The organism is Plesiomonas sp. ISS29 (assembly GCF_056522795.1).
This window is the reverse complement of the sequence record NZ_JAWRZQ010000001.1, coordinates 2,060,835-2,077,884: the sequence shown is the minus strand read 5'-3', so window position 1 is coordinate 2,077,884 and position 17,050 is coordinate 2,060,835. Positions and strand designations below refer to the sequence as shown.

Sequence of the window (17,050 nt, the reverse complement as noted above, 5' to 3'; positions counted from 1 at the left end):
TGGGAAAGGGGGATTACATCCAGCCACGCTCTTGATAGTAGCGTGCCGCCCCTTCATGCAGCGGCGCAGAAAAGCCAACTTTAATCATGTCTTGTTCTTGCAATTCAGCGAAGGCTGGGTGAAGTTTCTTGAAGCGGTCAATGTTGCTGAAGACGGACTTTACCAGTTGGTAAACAATTTCAGGATCAGTATCAGCACGGGTAGAGAGCACCGCCTTTCCACCAATGGAAGGCACTGCGTCAGGGTTGCCTTTATACAAACCGCCCGGAATATCGGCTTTGGTGAAATAGGGTTTTTCGGCCAATAGTTTATCAATTTCTGGCCCAGTAACGGGTACTAACACAGCATCAGTGGTGGTTGAAGCTTCTTGAATTGCGCCATTCGGGTGGCCAACAAAGTAGCTCATCGCATCAATATTATTGTCACCGAGCGCGGAAGCTTGTTCTGCCGGTTTAAGCTCAGAGACTAAACTGAATGCTGAGCGATTCCAGCCTTTTGCTGACATCAGCTCTTCAAACGTATCACGCTGGCCCGAACCTGGGTTGCCGATATTAACGCGTTTTCCTTGCAGTGCATCAAAGTTACCGATGTTCGCCTCTTTACGTGCTAAAACAGTGAAAATCTCACTTTGTAATGAGAATACTGCGCGCATATCGGCCATTTCACCCTCTTTTTGGAACGGAGCAAGGCCCTTCATCGCTTTATACTGGTGGTCTGACTGCATAATACCGAAATTATATTCACCACTGCGTAGGCCGTTTACATTGGCAACGCCACCACCGCTTGCAGGAGCATTGCACTTAATTTGGTGATCTGCCGAACCACGGTTTAAAAAACGGCAAACAGACTGACCGGCCACATAATAGACTCCAGTTTGACCACCCGTACCAATAGTGACAAATTGTTCAGCTGCGGCAGCCGAGTAGCTGAATACAGAGCTTGTGATAGCGGCGGAAAGTGCACACGCAAGTGTTATTCCCTTCATGTAATAGTTCCTTCTTTTGAAATGACAAGCTGCCCCAAGCGGGGAAGAAGAGTGAAAATCATACCGACCGATACGGCTACCGATCACGGCTTTGGCTATATTGCCAACATGGTGTTTGATGTTGCTTCCAACTCAAACTGATAAAATAAGCCTCTAAGATTAAGCATAAAACCTTGGCGCAAATCAAATTAACGTGCATTTTTCCAGCATTAAATGTTGTAAAGTTTGAAGTGAGTCATTTGTGTTATGTAAAAAACAACACATTGATTCATATTCTTGGATAAATATTACTGGCAGTTTCATTACGGCATTCAAATTTTTTAATTGTTTTATTTCAATGGGTTATTTTGTTTTGGTGTTCAATTTTTAGACGTGGGAAGCATAATGTAGCTATAATGAGCAAGTGGGAGGATGTTAATGATAGGTATTGTCGGGCTATGAATTAAACAGAGTGTTTGAATTTCAGACGATCATGCTAAAAATATGTAGATATTTGATATTTATTTTCTGGCTAATTTTTAAAGTCAATCTACACTCAGTAATAGGTATCAGATAGCAGATACCTTTTTTGATAGATGCATTGAAAAAGCACAATTGTATGCCGCTACGGCGCGCATGACAAAATGCTAAAAGCACCAAAGCACCAAAGCACCAAAGCACCAAAGCACCAAAGCACCAAAGCACCAAAGCACCAAAGCACCAAAGCACCAAAGCACCAAAGCACCAAAGCACCAAAGCACCAAAAATCTGTATGCTAGGCCGCGCGTAACTCAATATTACGCCAATAGAGTGACTCCTACAGGAGTTCTGTGGAAATAGTAAGGTTAAAGCGTCAGATAATGTTAACAAGTCACAAAGTTAGAATACGTACAAAATGAAAGCAACAAGCAACAAGCAACAAGCAACAAGTGAATCAACAACATAAAGGAATACTGCCAAAGGAGTGAGCTAAGCAATACTAACGAAGTCATAGCTAAGCATGTGCGATATGTAATAGGTGTTCGTGTAAAACCTGTAAGCGTAAACTAAGACCGTAAGTGTAAAATTGACCGTAAGCGTAAAAAGTAAAAGCGATAACAGTAAGCAAAGGAAGTTGTAGAATAAATTGTCACAATCAAAAACAGTTCAGTAATAATTGAGACACAAATAACCTGTAAATTTCACAGTAACAAGATCCACTGCTACAAGGCCATGCAAGCCAATCGCCGAGGAGGTGGCAGGATGCTAGTTCCATTACTGTTAAGTGTTATCGTGTTACTGCTTGTGATTGGTTTGTTTATTACTACCAAACGATCATCAAACGGAAATCAGCTATACCGGCCTTCAAATTCGCCGGGCAATTGGAAACGTGAAATTGAATAAAGTGTTAAAAAGAGGTTTTGTGAGTGTTTTTAAAAATGGTGAAGTTGTCTGCACCGTAAGCCGTAACATAAGCATAGGTTGCTGATGACTTTGAATGTTAACGTAAAGATAGATAGTTTCTCTGTAACACGTACTGTAAAAAGTAGCCTTATAAGTGTTGCAACATCCTAAACCGGAATGGCTAAATAGCATTCCGGTTTTTTTATGCTAGTGTATTAATGTGCTAGCTTCTGGTGCAACGATTAATAAACCCAATCACGCAGCATAAATGTCATAGTATGGCCTGCACCTTCAATAAACAGCGTTGACTCTTGCAACTCTAAAACCACGCCCGCACTCATCATCTGCTGAAATAACTTATCCCACTGATTTAACCGTTTATCCGCGCATGTTTTCGTCTTACGAATACCGTTTTCTTGTTGGTGTACAGCCACCGGATAACTGAGTGGGGTCAATATACCCTGAACCTTGTGATTCAGCTGTGATACGTGACCCTGTAACTCATTACAGAATGTCGAGCTAATTATATTTTGCTCATTAAAATCAATGCCCGGATACATTGCCCGCCGGTGCGTTGTTAAACCGGTATCGGCTGGTGGCCATGATTTATCGTCAACACTCAGCAGCACAAAATGGCGGTGTGCCAGATCAGCAAGCGTTACAGAATGTCGCTCGGCGGATGCTGATTTTGGCTCGTCATGCAATAGTGTGTCGGTCTGTGCTGGCAGGGTGCAGCCCACCAGCGAAAAGCATATCAGGCTAAGGGATAGAGCATTAGAGAAGGTCATTGATCCCACTTAGTATTTACATCAGAAGTGTAAGAATGTTTTAGTTTAGCGGTTCTCACTTTATACTCTGCGCTCTGATTTTTCTAATTACAGTGATCTTTACACACACTGTTTCGATAATGGCCGATCATATGACCTCGTTTGTTGTCTTGAATTCTACTGTACTGGCTACACCTTTTTCTTCACCCGTAATAGCTCTGTTGATGAGTGTACTGCTTGCGACAGTGCTAATGGCAACCCTTATTTTGAGTCTTATGCGCTGGAAAGGGCAAATCTGCCCGGGTCAGCAGCGCCGTTTGATACAGCAATCGCACACACTGACTCTGCTGTGGCTGGTGTTTAGCGTGCTAAGTGCGGTGTTGCTTGGCGATGTATCGCTGCTAACGTGGCTATCTGCTTCAGTGGCAGGTGTGCATGCACTTTCATTGTGGAATGTTAAGCGCTTACCATTTTCAGTTTCTAAATCCATACAGCTGACACGCTATTGCAGCGTATTATCATCACTGCTGGCCATCACTACTGCGGTGTTTTTTGTTGCCACAGAACCCAAAACGCTTAGCCTGCTGATTACCACACTGTTAACGCTTGGGGCGGTATTCACACATTTACTGATGGTTGCCGCACGTTGCCGCTTACAGGCATTTCACCGTTTATTGCCGCTGGGTGGGTTTATCGGTATTTTTAGTGCATGTGGTAATGCAGTATATCAGGCTCTTCATACGCCGGTGGGCTCGGTGTTATCTGCTTCGCTGATGATAGGTATTACGGTACGGTTGATATTACTGGTCGGCGGATTTTTGCTCTGGGTATGGCCGTTAATTATGTATCGCCAATATGCTTATATGGCAGATGCAAAGATGAAAGCAAAAGCAGTTCCTTCACTACAGCGCTTGCTCTGGGTATCTGCATTGTATTTATGCAGTACCTTATTAGCAGTGTTGATATAAGCAGATAAGTCTTCGCCATTATCATTTTAACAGCATGAATATTTATAAATTCATATGAGAATCCCAGTATTATTTATAAATATTAGGGTGATTCTTAATATAAATTATTACAGGTGGAAGTGATTTATTCTAGATCTCTATTTTAGAGATGAATTCAGTGGGAAAGAGAACGCAGAAATAGGAAACAGGGTTGAGTCGAATAGGGAAGGCAGAGCAGAGGCCACTCCTTGGCCTTCTGTTTATTTGGCTTGTAAACCAAATACCTGATGTAGCATATTGCGCAGTTCTGAAAAATAGGCATCGAGCTGTTCTGTGTTATCACGTGAGCAGTCACGCAGTACAGCGGTAACAATCAGCGGAATCATTCGGCGGATAGTTGGCAAACGGCTCTCATCAAAGTGCGGGTTCAAGTGAATAATCAAATTACCCCAGACATCCGATAGCCACTCATTTTCCAGTTCATACAGTGTATGCAACTCAGGAGTAATAGCAACGGATGACCATACCGCCTGATAACCTGGCTCTTTACTTAAAAAGTGGATATGAACATTCAGCAGAGCATTAATCAGTGCTTCACCGTCTAAATGCTGATCACGCACTTCACGGAATTGCTCACGCAGTTTCTCTAAATGGCAGATAGCCAGTGCATGAATAACAGATGTTTTATTTGGGAAATAACGGTATAGCGATGTTCGTGTAATCCCCGCGTGAATAGCAATATCACCTGGATTGACAGCATCAATCCCTTTTTGTTCGAACAGCTCTGCAGCAGCATCTAGGATACGCTGAACGCGCTCACGGCTACGGCGCTGTAGTGGTTGTTGTCGTTGCACGACGTATTCCTCATGTGTGGTTTTTTGTAATGACCATTTGTGATCTTTTTGTCACAATTGGTGTTGTTTCATATATAAAATTAGAAGCGAAAGCTCAAGCTCGTCAACTCGTAACGAGATTAAATTATTACCGCTAACTGATATTCCACAAATAAGAGGGAAGTAAGTCAGTTATTGATAATTTTTATCACCTAATATTAGAATGTATCTTGTTATAAATAGCTTTACTGCACGCACATTCTGTGCAAAAGAAGGCATAACTTAGCAGAAAATAAGAAACAAACAAGGTGTGATTAGTCGGCTATCTTCTGGATATTTATCGCTTATTTATGAAACACATCGTTATTTTTTAATTAACTTAATGAAAAATAATTAATTATTGTAAGAAATGTTAACGAAAACGAGGTATGGCTTTTAGAAGACTAAGGCATAAACACGAAGAGGTAAGAGGTCTTATCTGTAAGTGGTTTCAGGGCTTTAATGCATTTTGTTTATATCTGGTATAAAAAAGATCATTATTTAAACCAAGCTGCAACATAATAGCTGCAGCTTGTTGCCTAAATAATAACCTGATGCTGCTTTATACCCGTTAACAGGAATAAGGCGTAGGTATAGTGGTTATTTGGTTACAGCACAACCTGATTTGTACAGTGCTGAGAGCGAGTAAATTCAGCAATATTGTTGAGTGTAGTATCGGCAATATTGGTCAATGCTTCTTCGGTTAAAAAAGCCTGATGGCCGGTGAACAGCACGTTATGGCAGGCAGACAAGCGGCGGAACACATCATCTTTAATGACATCGTTTGATTTGTCTTCAAAGAATAGATCGCGCTCATTTTCATACACATCAAGGCCGAGTGCGCCAATTTTCTCTTGCTTGAGCGCTTCAATAGCATCTTGAGAATTTAACAAACCACCACGGCTGGTGTTGATAATCATAACGCCTTGCTTCATTTTTGCGAATGCTGCTTCATTGAGAAGATGGCGGTTTTCTGGTGTTAGTGGGCAGTGCAATGAGATCACATCTGATTGTGCTAGTAGGGTATCTAGATCTACATATTCGCCCCCGAGCTTTTCAACCTCAGGGTTGACATACGGATCAAAGGCCAGCAACTTCATGCCAAAGCCTTTTAGGATACGCATGGTAGCGATACCAATTTTTCCCGTACCGATAATACCGGCAGTGCGCCCGTGCATGTTGAATCCGGTTAACCCTTCAAGCGAAAAGTTGGCATCACGCGTGCGCTGATAAGCGCGGTGAATACGGCGGTTGAGGGTTAACATCATTCCAACAGCATGTTCTGCTACAGCTTCCGGTGAGTACGCAGGCACTCGGACTACCGCAATACCAAACTCGGCAGCTGCGGCTAAATCAACGTTGTTGAAACCAGCGCAGCGCAACGCGATAAGTTTAATGCCTTGTTGTGCAAGTACTTGGATGGCTTCTCTGTCAGCGGTATCGTTGACAAAAATACAAACAACATCAGCACCTTCGGCCATACGTGCTGTTTTAGCATCAAACTTAAAATCAAAAAAATCCAGATTGAAGTTGAACGAGTGGTTCACCAGATTGAAGAACTTACGATCGTACTGTTTACTGCTAAATACTGCGATGTTCATCATGCTACTCCACATCTTAATTGTAATTAAATTACAAAAATAATTGATGTAAATCAAATGAATGTTTGTTTCAATATTTAATGACTGTTTTTAGATATGACTCACGGTGAATTTTTGTCAGTTTGAGAGTATGTCCTTAATGACTTTAGGGATTAAAAATCACGGTGGTTATTCATGGATAGAGTAAGTAAAGAGCCGCGTCATACCCATTCGATAAGGCAAATTTTTGTTACGTCACTGCCATTTTTGTTGTTTTTTATCATAATTTTAATGCCTTCAAGCTGGTTTATGATGCCGGGTTTAACCACGGTAGAACAGCGGGTAATTGCTATTTTTATTCTAGCAGCGCTGTGCTGGGTGCTTGAGCCTATTCCTATTTATGCGACTTCAGTACTGATTATTCTGTTGGAGTTATTGTTAATTTCAGATCGCTCTATCTGGCTGGCACTGCCTGCTGCCGATGCAACCGATTTTGGTATCATGCTGGGATACCAAGAGATCATGAGTACCTTCGCATCCCCGATTATTATGTTGTTTTTAGGCGGATTTTTTCTTGCTATGGCGGCAACAAAATTCCGTTTAGATGTCAATCTTGCACGGGTTTTGCTCAAACCCTTCGGTAAAAATCCGCGTAATGTCATGCTCGGATTAATGGTAGTTACTGCTATTTTTTCGATGTTTATGAGTAATACCGCAACAACAGCAATGATGCTCTCTTTGCTTACACCGGTACTGGCTGCATTACCGGCGGGGGATCGGGGGCGGGTAGCGTTTGCACTCTCGATTCCGATTGCGGCAAATATCGGTGGTATCGGTACGCCGATTGGTACGCCACCCAATGCGGTCGCGCTGAAATACCTGACTGGAGAGAACGCTATCTCATTTGGTGAGTGGATGAGTTTTGGTGTGCCGTTTGTACTGGTGCTGCTATTGATTGGCTGGTGGTTACTGAATTTCTTCTATCCTTCATCACAAAAAGAGATTGAGCTACAAATTCGCGGTAAGTTTTTGAAAACCGGTAAGGCTGTCGTGGTGTATATCACGTTTATTGTCACCATATTGCTCTGGATGCTGGGCGGGTTGCATAACATGAATTCGTATGTTGTGGCACTGATCCCGGTCGCGGTATTTGTTTCTACCGGTATTATTACCCGTGATGACATGAAAAAAATGTCATGGGATGTGCTCTGGCTGGTCTCCGGCGGTATTGCGCTTGGTTTGGCGCTTGAAAAAACAGGGCTGGCTCAGCGTCTAGTGCAAACCATTCCATTTGCCAACTATTCAGCGATGGCGGTGTTGCTGGGCGCGGTGGCGTTAACCTTACTGATGGCGAATTTTATGTCGCATACCGCAACGGCAAACTTACTGTTACCCCTGATGGCGGCACTGGCTGGCTCGGTCAGCGGGTTAAATGAAGTCACCCTGATTCTGGGGGTAACCTTTGCCGCATCACTCGGTATGGCTCTGCCTATCAGTACACCGCCTAATGCGCTGGCGCATGCCACCGGCATGGTCGAGTCTTCACAAATGGCAAAAACGGGAACATGGCTCGGGATTATTGGTGTGGTGCTGAGTTTGTTGATGCTACTGCTGCTGACACAGTTTGGGATCATCTGATGAGTGAGCGGAAAAAAGAGCAGCTAGCGGTCATTGAGCGGATTATCCGTGACTACTTTACGCAACCTGAGCAGCAGATCAGTTTGTGCTGTGGTGATGTATTGATGGATCAAGGCCAGTTTAATGATCGCCTCTACTATGTGCGCGAAGGGCAACTGACCGCCACTGTAAAGGCACTGGATGATATTGGTGAAGAGGAGCAAGCCGAGATCTTTTTGGCATCACCGGGTACGTTTATCGGTGTACACAGCTTTTTCTCGTACCGGCTGGTGGCATCAAGCCGTGTGGTGGCAGAAACTGATGCCGAGCTGGCGTGGATAGATCTGCGCACCGCGCCGGTTGATCGTGAACGCTTTGGCAGTTTAAGTGAGCAGTTTATGCCGGTTATTGTGGAAGAGTTACAACGTCGACAGTGGCGCTTAAGCCAGATGGCACGTGAGCGAGAAGCGGCCAACCGGCGTTTACATCTGGCAGAAAAGCTCTCTACGCTGGGGCAACTGGCCGCAGGTCTGGCACATGAGCTAAATAATGCGGTGGGCGTGCTGGCCCGTAAATCGGATTATCTAAGTGATGTTATGCGCCATTTGCTCAATGATCGATCTCCGAACCTAATCCCATGGTTTGATCAGGGGCGCGAGCAGGGGCAATCTGAGTCAAGTTTGCATGTGCGTGAGCTAGCTGGCCAGTTGCGTAAGCAGTTCACACTTTCACATGCGCAGGCTAAAACCTTGGCTCGCGCGCTTGGTGATCAACCCATACCGGCTCATCTCCCTAATAATCTTGATGATGCTTTGCAATTATGGGAAATAGGCCGTGATTGCTATGACATGCAGTTAGCCGCGCGCCATGCCAGCGGGATCGTAAAATCAGTGAAGCAATTGGGCGGTGGTGATTATCAGCGGCAGTGGGGGATTGATGTGAATGACTCCTTGCACGAAGCCTTGTCATTACTGCAAAGCCATCTGCGGGAAGTGAGTGTTGAGCTGAATCTGGGCGATCTTCCGCCAATATACGGTAACCAAACTGAATTGGTGCAGGTGTGGGTCAATATTATCAAAAATGGCTGGGATGCGATGAAAGAGGCGCACACATCTAATCCAACGTTACGGATTACTTCACGGGTAGGAAAGCGATCAATACAAGTGATGATCTCAAATAACGGGCCGATGATCCCTGAAGAGATCGCGGCGCAGATCTTCCAACCCAATTTTACCACCAAAAAAAGTGGCCAAACTATCGGGTTAGGTCTGGGGCTGTATATCGTCAAGCGGCTAGTTGAGAGCTATGGCGGCGATTTGCTGCTTAAAAGTAACGCAGATTATACGCAGTTTCGGGTACGAATTCCGTTGCAATCAGTGTTATGAAGATCAATATCGGACAAAGTACGCTATTCAAGGAGGATCATATGGAAAGGTTATATCTGATTTGTGTTGACGATCAGCGCGAAGTGCTCAGTGCGGTGGTGCGTGATCTGGATAAGCTGGCTAGTTGGATCAATATTGAAGAGTGTGAATCGGCTGCCGAAGCGATCAGTTTAATCGATGATCTTGATGCCGAGGGAAAACAGATCGCTCTGGTGGTGTCAGATCATATTATGCCGGGAAAAAACGGGGTCGATTTTCTGGCTGAGTTAGCCGCTGATCCGCGTTTTTACCAGATGAAAAAAATTCTGCTGACTGGGCAGGCATCACACAAAGATACAATTGATGCGGTAAACCGCGCGCGTATTCAGCACTATCTTGAAAAGCCTTGGCAGGCTGATGGGCTGCTGGCAGTATGCCGCAAATTGTTGACCGAGTTTTTATTCGACAGTGGTATGGATATTACGCCGTATCTTGAGTTTGCCGACCAAGCCGTGGTGCTGGAAAGACTGCGCGATTAGCAGGAAAGCGACACCGCGCAGTTTTATTCTCAGCAAGCGTTAACTATGTAATCAAGCATGATGCAATCAATCACGATAGAGCTGAGTAAGTGTGGGATCCATAATACCTTGAGGCGTTAAGGTGCTGCGCAGGCTGAGCAAAATCATCAGGGTTGATGAGAGTGTGGTACAGGCAAGCAGCGCTAGCATAACCAGTATTTGGTATTTGATCGCCAAAAGAGGGCTGTTTCCACCTAAAATTTGCCCTGTCATCATGCCCGGCAGTGAAACAACCCCAAGTGTCGCCATCGATAAAATAGTCGGTGACCATGCCGAACGCATTGCATGGCGAAGATGTGGCAGCGCCGCCTCAAACGGTGTTGCTCCAAGCGAGAGATCCATCATCCACATGGGTTGTTGGGTAATAACCGCGCGGTAGAAACGGTCGAGTACCAGATAGTTAGCGGTAAGTGCATTACCAAACAGCATGCCGCCCAGCGGAATGGCAAAACGGGCATCGTACAACGGAGTGGGTTGCAAAATAACCAGTAACAGGTATGCCAGTACAGACAGTGACCCTAGCGAAATACCGATAAACACTGGTGCAAATAAACGGCCCCGTGGCAGCGGTGTGCGTTTAATTGCATTTGAGGCGGCAGCAGAGATCATCACCAGCAACCAGAGGGCATTCAAAAACGGGTTATTCAGCTCAAACAGATACTCAAGGTAAAAGCCAATCAAGGCTAGCTGAATCACCATGCGCAAACAGGATTTAACCATGTCAGTTTCAAGTTTCAGTTGCAACCAGCGGCTCAGGCTGAGCGGAATAATCAGCAACAACACACCCAAGGCAATATCTTGCCAGCTTACATAGAGTTCATTCATACGCTGTATTGCTCCTGAGTGTGCTGTTCTTGAAACTGCTGATTGGCAATCAGCCAGTGGCGCTGACAAAAGTGCATCACATCGGGATCGTGTGTTACAGCCAATAAGCTACAGGCCTGCTTTTCGATCATGGCAAAGAATTTGAGCTTACTTTCACTGTCGAGTGCAGAGGTAGGTTCATCAGCAAACAGCAGTGGCCGCTCAAGTTGTAGGCATGCGACAATGCCTACCCGCTGACGCTGTCCGCCGGAGAGATCTGACATGCGTTGTGTTAGAACATCGGCATCTAACCCAATCTGCTCAAGTAATGTCACCATTTTTTGCCGCATAATCGGCTGCATAGCGGGTGTATTCAAGTGTTGATTGTGAGAAAACTGCAAAATACGCTGCAAATAGTGCTCGACTGACATCTCTACCGCGGGGATCTGCTGGGGCAAATACGCAATTTTTTGTCGGATAGCGGTTTGTGTGGCCGGTGAAATTGGGTGTCCGAACAGCGAGATACTGCCGCTTTGAGCCGGAAGCATGCCGCAAAGCTGCGTCAGCAGAGTGGTTTTTCCACAACCAGATTCACCGGTAAGCGAGATACGCTGGCCTTGCGTTAATTGTGCTGAGAACGGAGCGATAAGCACAGTGTCATTATGTTTTATCGATAAATTTTCGATTGTTAATACAGGGGAATGTACCGCTGAGGGCATGAGGTGGAAACTCCGGTTTTACAGCAAAAACAGAAAGTAGTGGTTAATGATAGGGCAGAGTCACGGTTTAGTGAAAGAGCGCAGCTAGAATTATTTAATGGCTGAATGTAAATCTGGCATAGTCAGTGTTGAATAAAAATACTGAATGAATAAATCCGAATATAAAAAAAGCCCGCTATGCGGGCTTCTGGAGTTAGTGAGTGGCGTATATTCAGCCAAATAGTGTTTGGATTTTATTTATTTTTGCACAGACACGCACGATAGGCATCCCAGCTTAGTGCTGCTGCGCCATGCTGAACCCACATCAGCAAACCACCAGCCATAGCGATATTTTTCATCAGCATGGTCATTTGCATACTTTCGGCTGGTTGATAGTGGAAAATAACACCACTAGCGATACAAAACAGGGCGAGTGCTGCGGCCATGAAACGTGTTTGGAAACCCACCAGCAGCGCCAAACCACCACCGAGTTCAAGTAAGATGACTAGCGGTAATAAAAATCCGGGTAATCCGACCGATTGCATATAACCTGCAACACCGGCATAACCTGCCCCTAATTTACCCCATCCGGCAATAATGAAGATATAAGCCATCATTGCTCGGGCTAACAGATCAATATATTTCATGTGGATATCCTTTATTCCTGTTGTTATTCCGGATCTATGCTTAGGTGCTATATTTATACGTTGTATTTAAACGCTATATTTAGACCTATATTCCGGTACATATTCCTGCATTATGTAAAGAGGGCGTTGCGTTATTATTTAACCATTAACCATTAACCAGAGCAGCTAACTGTTCACGTGCAGCAGTTTGTGCTTGGTTTACCGCATCAGGCCCGTAAGCAATGGCTTCGGCATAAACGAAATCAATATCGGTAACACCAATAAAGTTCAGAACGGTTTTCAGATACGGTGTGATATGGTCGGTCGGCAGATCTTTATGGATACCACCACGGCTGCTCAGCACAATGGCTTTCTTACCAAGAACTAAACCTTCCGGCCCTTTTTCGGTATAGCGGAATGTTGTTCCTGCTCGTAAAACCATATCAATATAGGTTTTTAGCTGAACTGGAATACTGTAGTTATACATAGGTGCGGCTAGCACGATAATATCATGTGCCAGAAGTTCGTTAATTAAGTGATCAGACAGTGCCAGAGTTTCTTGCTGACGTGTGCTCAGTTCACCGGTAGGGCGAAGTGCGCCCACGGTTTCGCTGTCGATCATCGGAATCGGGTTAGCTACCAGATCACGAACTGTGACGTTGTCACCTTTTTCTTTATGTTGTGCAATTAGAAAGTCAGCCATTTTGTTTGATTGTGACTGGGCAGACATAATGCTGGATTTTAAAACCAATACGTTACTCATAAATTCGCTTCCTGTATTCATCCGTGTTGTGCTTTTTGTTGCTTAAACAGTGCTAATGAAACTTTGTGATGAAACACAGTTGTTAACAACAAAATACACTTATTCAGTGTAGTTAAAAAAACGCCGTTGTGGGCATAACTTCAATTTACACGAAAAAATAAAGGTAAAAAGCGCAAAAAATCGGGTAAACCATTCTGATTAATAGAATGATTTACCTTATGTTTGTAAGAATATCGGATAGTTATATGCAAATAGGTGCTTATTTTAGGCGGTCGGGATCAGAAAAATAGTGAATGATTTGTTGCACAGCAGGTAATTGAGCGGCTTCTACGCTGTAACACCAGCCTATTCTGCGGGAAAGTGTGAGCTCTGGCAGAGTATATGTCTGTAATGTAGGCCAGTCAGCTAATGCGCTGTTGGGTAACAGGCCAATACCTAAGCCGGCGCTGATCATTGCCGCCAGTTGAATATCGGTTTCTGCTTTTGCTTTGGGGGAAAGCACCAGTGAATGTTGCGAGAGTATGCCCATAATACGCTGATAACTAGCACTGTTATTACAAACAAGCCAGCTATTGGCAGGAATATCACTGGCCGAAATTGTGCCTTTTTCAGCAAACAGGGTGCGTAATACCGTGCTGTGTGGGTGATCAGCGGCGATCGCCACGCGGTACTCTTCATCGATCAACGGAAAGAACAGATCGTCATCACACAGTGCGGTATCAAGATCGATCCGCATATCTCCGCAGCAGCCGGATCGTACATCTAATTTTAAATTGGGGATCGCATTATAGCATGCGGCCATGATCCGGCTTTGTAACTGCTGGCCAAGATCGGGCATCAGGCCAATCTGCAAACTGAGTGCATTGCCTTGTTCGGCAAACAGATCGGGTAGGGCGTTGATCTCATTGACCAGACGGCGTGCCGTCGGGTAAAGCCGTCGGGCCTCTTCAGTCAGCGCAACCCCTTTGGGCTGACGAATGAATAATTCGATACCAAGCTGATCTTCGAGTTGTCGAATCGCCGCCGATAGCGCAGGTTGCGAAATATGGCAGCGATGCGCCGCTGCGGTCATATTTCTCTCTTCAAAAACAGCGGTAAATGCGCGTAACTGACGGTAATCCATAACTTTGGTCACTCTCTGGGTGGTGTTATGCTCGAACTATATCAAATACATGAATTACTTGATTGATCCTTCTATAAAAAAGAACGGAGTTGCTGTATTTTCATACAGTAACTCCGTTCAAATGTAATTGTGGGTCTATTTAATATGTGATTACTACACTCCACATGTAAATGTAAACTTACATGAGCTGATGGTGTATTATTAACTAACAGCCGTTGTCTGTTTATCGATACACAAATTGTATCCCTGTAACATAGCGGCTAGGGGGGGTTGCTGATGAGGAGTACACGATAACGCTATAAATTGAATCATCAATTTGCGGAATTTCAGACACACTTCCCTGCGTGTTTTTACCGATTTTTTTATCTTCCCCATCATTCCATTCCAATATTTGCAACATATCTATGCCGTTACTCCCAGCCCAAACAGTGCCTGATACGCCTTTAATACTTACAACATCACGGATATTCATCTGATCGTTATAGTTAATAGGGTCACCTCCACCATAACCTCCGGCTAACAGTTCGCCGCTGACAGCATCATAAATACCATCTATAACAGCACTTCCCTGAAATTTCAGTGTAGTAAAGTTACTTGAAGAAATAATATTCTGAGTAGGCAGTTTCAGCACCTATTATCAAACTTTTGTTGGCTAAAACCATATTAACTTTAGCCTGTGCCGATTCTTTATCTTTATATAAGGCTTTAATATTTCCTACTTGCCCCTCAATAAATTCATTCGTTGATACATAGCCATTAATCACAGTCAAGTTTTCGCTGGTAGACCATGTACTTTGTTCGGTAACATCGTATGACTTTCCGTTGTCATAAATAGCGGTGACTTTTACTTGTGCGCCATAGTATTGGGTGATGTTAACTGATGAAGTGCTGAGTGCTATTTCTTTTAAAATAGGGATAGTCACTTCAATTTGACTGGTTGCCATAAATGTTTGACCATTACTCTCAAAAGTAGCTGTGATAGTGGCATTACCTTCAGCAATGGCAGTGAGAGTGCCTTTTTTTGTGCCATTATTATCGACAGTTGCAATACTCGGATCGCTAGATATCCAGCTTATAGCATCGGAATTAGTAACATTCATTATCTTATTATTTGAGAGCATTACGTTAGCGTTAAGCTGCTTTTTTAAACCTTCAGGGAGTGATAGAGCCTCTGGTTCTATGGATAATTGAGTCACTAACGCATTGGTAATGGTTACCTTAGTAGTAGTGCTGAATTGTTTACCTGTTGTTTCAATAATGGTTGCAGTGATATCTACGTCTCCTACTGAAACAGGCGTTATCATACCTTTATTTCTACCACTGCTACTGATAGTTGCAATGTTTGGATCGCTCGAAATCCAGTTAATACTCTCTATATTGGTGACATCTAAAACAGTATTGTTAGAAAATCGAGCTTCAGCATTAAGTTGCTGCTGTGGACCGAGAGGAATTTTCGGACTTTCTGGTGTAATCCGTAACTGTGTGATGACTGCATCCGTTACGGTTACTTTTACGTCAGTACTGAATTGTTGGCCATCGACTTCGCCTGACGCGGTGATAGTTACTTCACCTGCTTTTATTCCGGTAATAATGCCTTTGTCTTCAGCACTATTGCTTACTGTCGCGATTGACGGGTTATCACTACGCCAATTTAATAACGCATTTTTAGTCACATTTTGGGTTTTCCCATCAGATAAAAGGGCAGTTGCAATTAGTTTTGTGCTCAAGCCTTCAGCGATTGATACAGCGCTTGGCGTTACGTCTAAACCAGTAATAATGGCATCAGTTACCGTTAATGTCGTTGTATCGCTAATAGTTTTTCCTTGGATAACACCCAAAGCCTGTATACGCGTTGTTCCGGCCTGCACTCCTGTTGCAACACCTGAATTAATTGTAGCGATTTCAGAGTTTTCACTACTCCAGATTAATGAGGGCTCTTTAGTAACATCTCGTGTTGAGCCATCAGAAAATATTGCAGCAGCAGTAAATGTGTAATCTAAACCTGCAGGTGTTGATCCCAATCTCGGCTCTATCTGTAATGCCGTAATAATTTTATCACTGACTGTTAATTCAGCGGTGGCACTGAATTGCTCACCGTTTGCATATCCTGACGCTGATATCGTCACAACACCGGGGATAATTCCTGTCGCTTTCCCTTTGGTATTGGAATCATTACTGACCGTTGCAATGCGATCATCGCTACTGCTCCACGTTAACTCAGTAAATTGAGTAACATCTGACGTTGAATTGTCCGAGAGAATAGCGGTGGCTGTATAATCGGTTGTTAGGCCTGCGGCAATGCTTATTTCTGGCGGTGTAATTTGCAATCTTACGACAATGGCATTAGTCACCTCAATTGATGCTGTAGCTTCAAAATATTGGTTCTGCTCATTAGTACCAGAAACAGTAATTATTGCATTACCAACATTAACTGCTGTTACTAATCCTGTAGTATTAACAGTTATTACCTGTGTATCACTGCTTTTCCACGTTACTGATGGAGAAGCGGTGACATCAACAATCTTACCGTTACTCATTTCTGCATTTGCGGTGAGTTGTAAGTTAAGCCCTGCCGGTATACGACCTGTCTGAGGGGTAACTTGTAGGGCAGTGATAACCACCGCATCTGATTGCTGTAGAAGATTACCTTCCTCTCCACCACATCCCACTAAAATAAGTATGGCAATACTCATGAATAAATATTTCAAACTTACCATATTGATATTGGCTCCATTGTTTTTCATAAACTGCAGTTAATAGTAAACTCTCAGAATATCAGTTCTAGATGATATGCGTATTGGTATAGGTGTTGATGTTCTAAAAATTAAAGTGATAAATAACACCTAAGTTGAGAGTATTTAAATCTGTTCTTCTAGTATCAGGTTTTTCTATATTATTAATCCATTGATACTCAAGAGTGGCGCTTCAGTTATTATTGAGTTCACACTTGGATCTAGATCTGCA

General features: G+C 43.8%; 15 protein-coding genes and 1 pseudogene. 4 read left to right on the top strand and 12 right to left on the bottom strand.

All coding sequences use genetic code 11. The annotated features are described in order from the left end of the window. Window positions 1–13: 13 nt before the first annotated feature. On the bottom strand, window positions 14–985 hold the full coding sequence (locus AC1HDJ_RS09305) for a TAXI family TRAP transporter solute-binding subunit (RefSeq protein WP_479535313.1): 972 nt from the start codon (window positions 983–985) through the stop codon (window positions 14–16). Window positions 986–2,589: 1,604 nt separating this feature from the next. Continuing rightward, window positions 2,590–3,135 carry an META domain-containing protein gene (locus tag AC1HDJ_RS09300; RefSeq protein ID WP_479535311.1) on the bottom strand — a complete coding sequence of 182 codons (546 nt, stop codon included), beginning with the start codon at window positions 3,133–3,135 and terminating at the stop codon, window positions 2,590–2,592. 203 nt (window positions 3,136–3,338) lie between these two features. Here AC1HDJ_RS09300 and AC1HDJ_RS09295 point away from each other — a divergent pair, with 203 nt between their 5' ends. After that, entirely contained in the window at window positions 3,339–4,082 is a 744-nt protein-coding gene (locus tag AC1HDJ_RS09295; RefSeq protein ID WP_479535309.1) for a hypothetical protein, read from the top strand. 239 nt (window positions 4,083–4,321) lie between these two features. On the opposite strand, the gene AC1HDJ_RS09290 is transcribed toward AC1HDJ_RS09295, so the two are convergent. Together AC1HDJ_RS09290 and AC1HDJ_RS09285 are read right to left on the bottom strand one after the other, a co-directional pair. After that, complete coding sequence (locus tag AC1HDJ_RS09290) at window positions 4,322–4,915, bottom strand: TetR/AcrR family transcriptional regulator (RefSeq protein WP_479535306.1); 594 nt, start codon at window positions 4,913–4,915, stop codon at window positions 4,322–4,324. A 626-nt stretch (window positions 4,916–5,541) separates the two neighbouring features. Further along, the gene (locus AC1HDJ_RS09285; protein WP_479537070.1) at window positions 5,542–6,534 is read right to left on the bottom strand and encodes a 2-hydroxyacid dehydrogenase; all 993 of its coding nucleotides are present in this window, start codon (window positions 6,532–6,534) and stop codon (window positions 5,542–5,544) included. Between the two features lie 174 nt (window positions 6,535–6,708). Here AC1HDJ_RS09285 and AC1HDJ_RS09280 point away from each other — a divergent pair, with 174 nt between their 5' ends. Genes AC1HDJ_RS09280 through AC1HDJ_RS09270 form a run of 3 tightly spaced genes read left to right on the top strand, consistent with a single transcriptional unit; the run spans window position 6,709 to window position 10,033 of the window. Continuing rightward, window positions 6,709–8,151, top strand: a complete 1,443-nt coding sequence (locus AC1HDJ_RS09280) for an SLC13 family permease (protein WP_479535304.1) — start codon at window positions 6,709–6,711, stop codon at window positions 8,149–8,151. Beyond that, window positions 8,151–9,515 carry a sensor histidine kinase gene (locus AC1HDJ_RS09275; RefSeq protein WP_479535302.1) on the top strand — a complete coding sequence of 455 codons (1,365 nt, stop codon included), beginning with the start codon at window positions 8,151–8,153 and terminating at the stop codon, window positions 9,513–9,515. The genes AC1HDJ_RS09280 and AC1HDJ_RS09275 overlap by 1 nt, the downstream gene beginning before the upstream one ends. Window positions 9,516–9,556: 41 nt before the next feature. Further along, the gene (locus AC1HDJ_RS09270) at window positions 9,557–10,033 is read left to right on the top strand and encodes a response regulator (RefSeq protein WP_479535300.1); all 477 of its coding nucleotides are present in this window, start codon (window positions 9,557–9,559) and stop codon (window positions 10,031–10,033) included. 66 nt (window positions 10,034–10,099) lie between these two features. Here AC1HDJ_RS09270 and AC1HDJ_RS09265 read toward each other — a convergent pair whose 3' ends face one another. From AC1HDJ_RS09265 to AC1HDJ_RS09230, 8 genes and pseudogenes are all read right to left on the bottom strand, one after another. After that, window positions 10,100–10,897 (bottom strand): ABC transporter permease, encoded by a 798-nt coding sequence (locus AC1HDJ_RS09265; RefSeq protein ID WP_479535298.1) that lies wholly within the window; start codon window positions 10,895–10,897, stop codon window positions 10,100–10,102. Next, a complete protein-coding gene (locus AC1HDJ_RS09260) occupies window positions 10,894–11,595 on the bottom strand; it encodes an ABC transporter ATP-binding protein (protein WP_479535296.1) in 702 nt (233 codons plus the stop codon). Before AC1HDJ_RS09260 ends, AC1HDJ_RS09265 begins: the two co-directional genes overlap by 4 nt. 233 nt (window positions 11,596–11,828) lie before the next feature. Further along, on the bottom strand, window positions 11,829–12,221 hold the full coding sequence (locus AC1HDJ_RS09255) for a DoxX family protein (protein WP_479535294.1): 393 nt from the start codon (window positions 12,219–12,221) through the stop codon (window positions 11,829–11,831). A gap of 145 nt (window positions 12,222–12,366) precedes the next feature. Further along, on the bottom strand, window positions 12,367–12,963 hold the full coding sequence (locus AC1HDJ_RS09250; protein WP_479535292.1) for an FMN-dependent NADH-azoreductase: 597 nt from the start codon (window positions 12,961–12,963) through the stop codon (window positions 12,367–12,369). Between the two features lie 259 nt (window positions 12,964–13,222). Next, window positions 13,223–14,086 carry a LysR family transcriptional regulator gene (locus AC1HDJ_RS09245; RefSeq protein WP_479535289.1) on the bottom strand — a complete coding sequence of 288 codons (864 nt, stop codon included), beginning with the start codon at window positions 14,084–14,086 and terminating at the stop codon, window positions 13,223–13,225. A 223-nt stretch (window positions 14,087–14,309) separates the two neighbouring features. Further along, window positions 14,310–14,717 (bottom strand): hypothetical protein, encoded by a 408-nt coding sequence (locus AC1HDJ_RS09240; RefSeq protein ID WP_479539987.1) that lies wholly within the window; start codon window positions 14,715–14,717, stop codon window positions 14,310–14,312. Next, complete coding sequence (locus tag AC1HDJ_RS09235) at window positions 14,677–16,803, bottom strand: Ig-like domain-containing protein (RefSeq protein ID WP_479539989.1); 2,127 nt, start codon at window positions 16,801–16,803, stop codon at window positions 14,677–14,679. The genes AC1HDJ_RS09240 and AC1HDJ_RS09235 overlap by 41 nt, the downstream gene beginning before the upstream one ends. A gap of 100 nt (window positions 16,804–16,903) precedes the next feature. After that, a pseudogene (locus AC1HDJ_RS09230) lies at window positions 16,904–16,993 on the bottom strand (hypothetical protein); the annotation flags it as partial. Window positions 16,994–17,050 lie beyond the last annotated feature (57 nt).

Coding starts and splice junctions, on each gene's coding strand:
- AC1HDJ_RS09305 (WP_479535313.1), bottom strand. CDS start 985: ATGAAGGGAATAACACTTGCGTGTGCACTTTCCGCCGCTATCACAAGC.
- AC1HDJ_RS09300 (WP_479535311.1), bottom strand. CDS start 3,135: ATGACCTTCTCTAATGCTCTATCCCTTAGCCTGATATGCTTTTCGCTG.
- AC1HDJ_RS09295 (WP_479535309.1), top strand. CDS start 3,339: ATGAGTGTACTGCTTGCGACAGTGCTAATGGCAACCCTTATTTTGAGT.
- AC1HDJ_RS09285 (WP_479537070.1), bottom strand. CDS start 6,534: ATGAACATCGCAGTATTTAGCAGTAAACAGTACGATCGTAAGTTCTTC.
- AC1HDJ_RS09280 (WP_479535304.1), top strand. CDS start 6,709: ATGGATAGAGTAAGTAAAGAGCCGCGTCATACCCATTCGATAAGGCAA.
- AC1HDJ_RS09275 (WP_479535302.1), top strand. CDS start 8,151: ATGAGTGAGCGGAAAAAAGAGCAGCTAGCGGTCATTGAGCGGATTATC.
- AC1HDJ_RS09270 (WP_479535300.1), top strand. CDS start 9,557: ATGGAAAGGTTATATCTGATTTGTGTTGACGATCAGCGCGAAGTGCTC.
- AC1HDJ_RS09265 (WP_479535298.1), bottom strand. CDS start 10,897: ATGAATGAACTCTATGTAAGCTGGCAAGATATTGCCTTGGGTGTGTTG.
- AC1HDJ_RS09260 (WP_479535296.1), bottom strand. CDS start 11,595: ATGCCCTCAGCGGTACATTCCCCTGTATTAACAATCGAAAATTTATCG.
- AC1HDJ_RS09255 (WP_479535294.1), bottom strand. CDS start 12,221: ATGAAATATATTGATCTGTTAGCCCGAGCAATGATGGCTTATATCTTC.
- AC1HDJ_RS09250 (WP_479535292.1), bottom strand. CDS start 12,963: ATGAGTAACGTATTGGTTTTAAAATCCAGCATTATGTCTGCCCAGTCA.
- AC1HDJ_RS09245 (WP_479535289.1), bottom strand. CDS start 14,086: ATGGATTACCGTCAGTTACGCGCATTTACCGCTGTTTTTGAAGAGAGA.
- AC1HDJ_RS09235 (WP_479539989.1), bottom strand. CDS start 16,803: ATGGTAAGTTTGAAATATTTATTCATGAGTATTGCCATACTTATTTTA.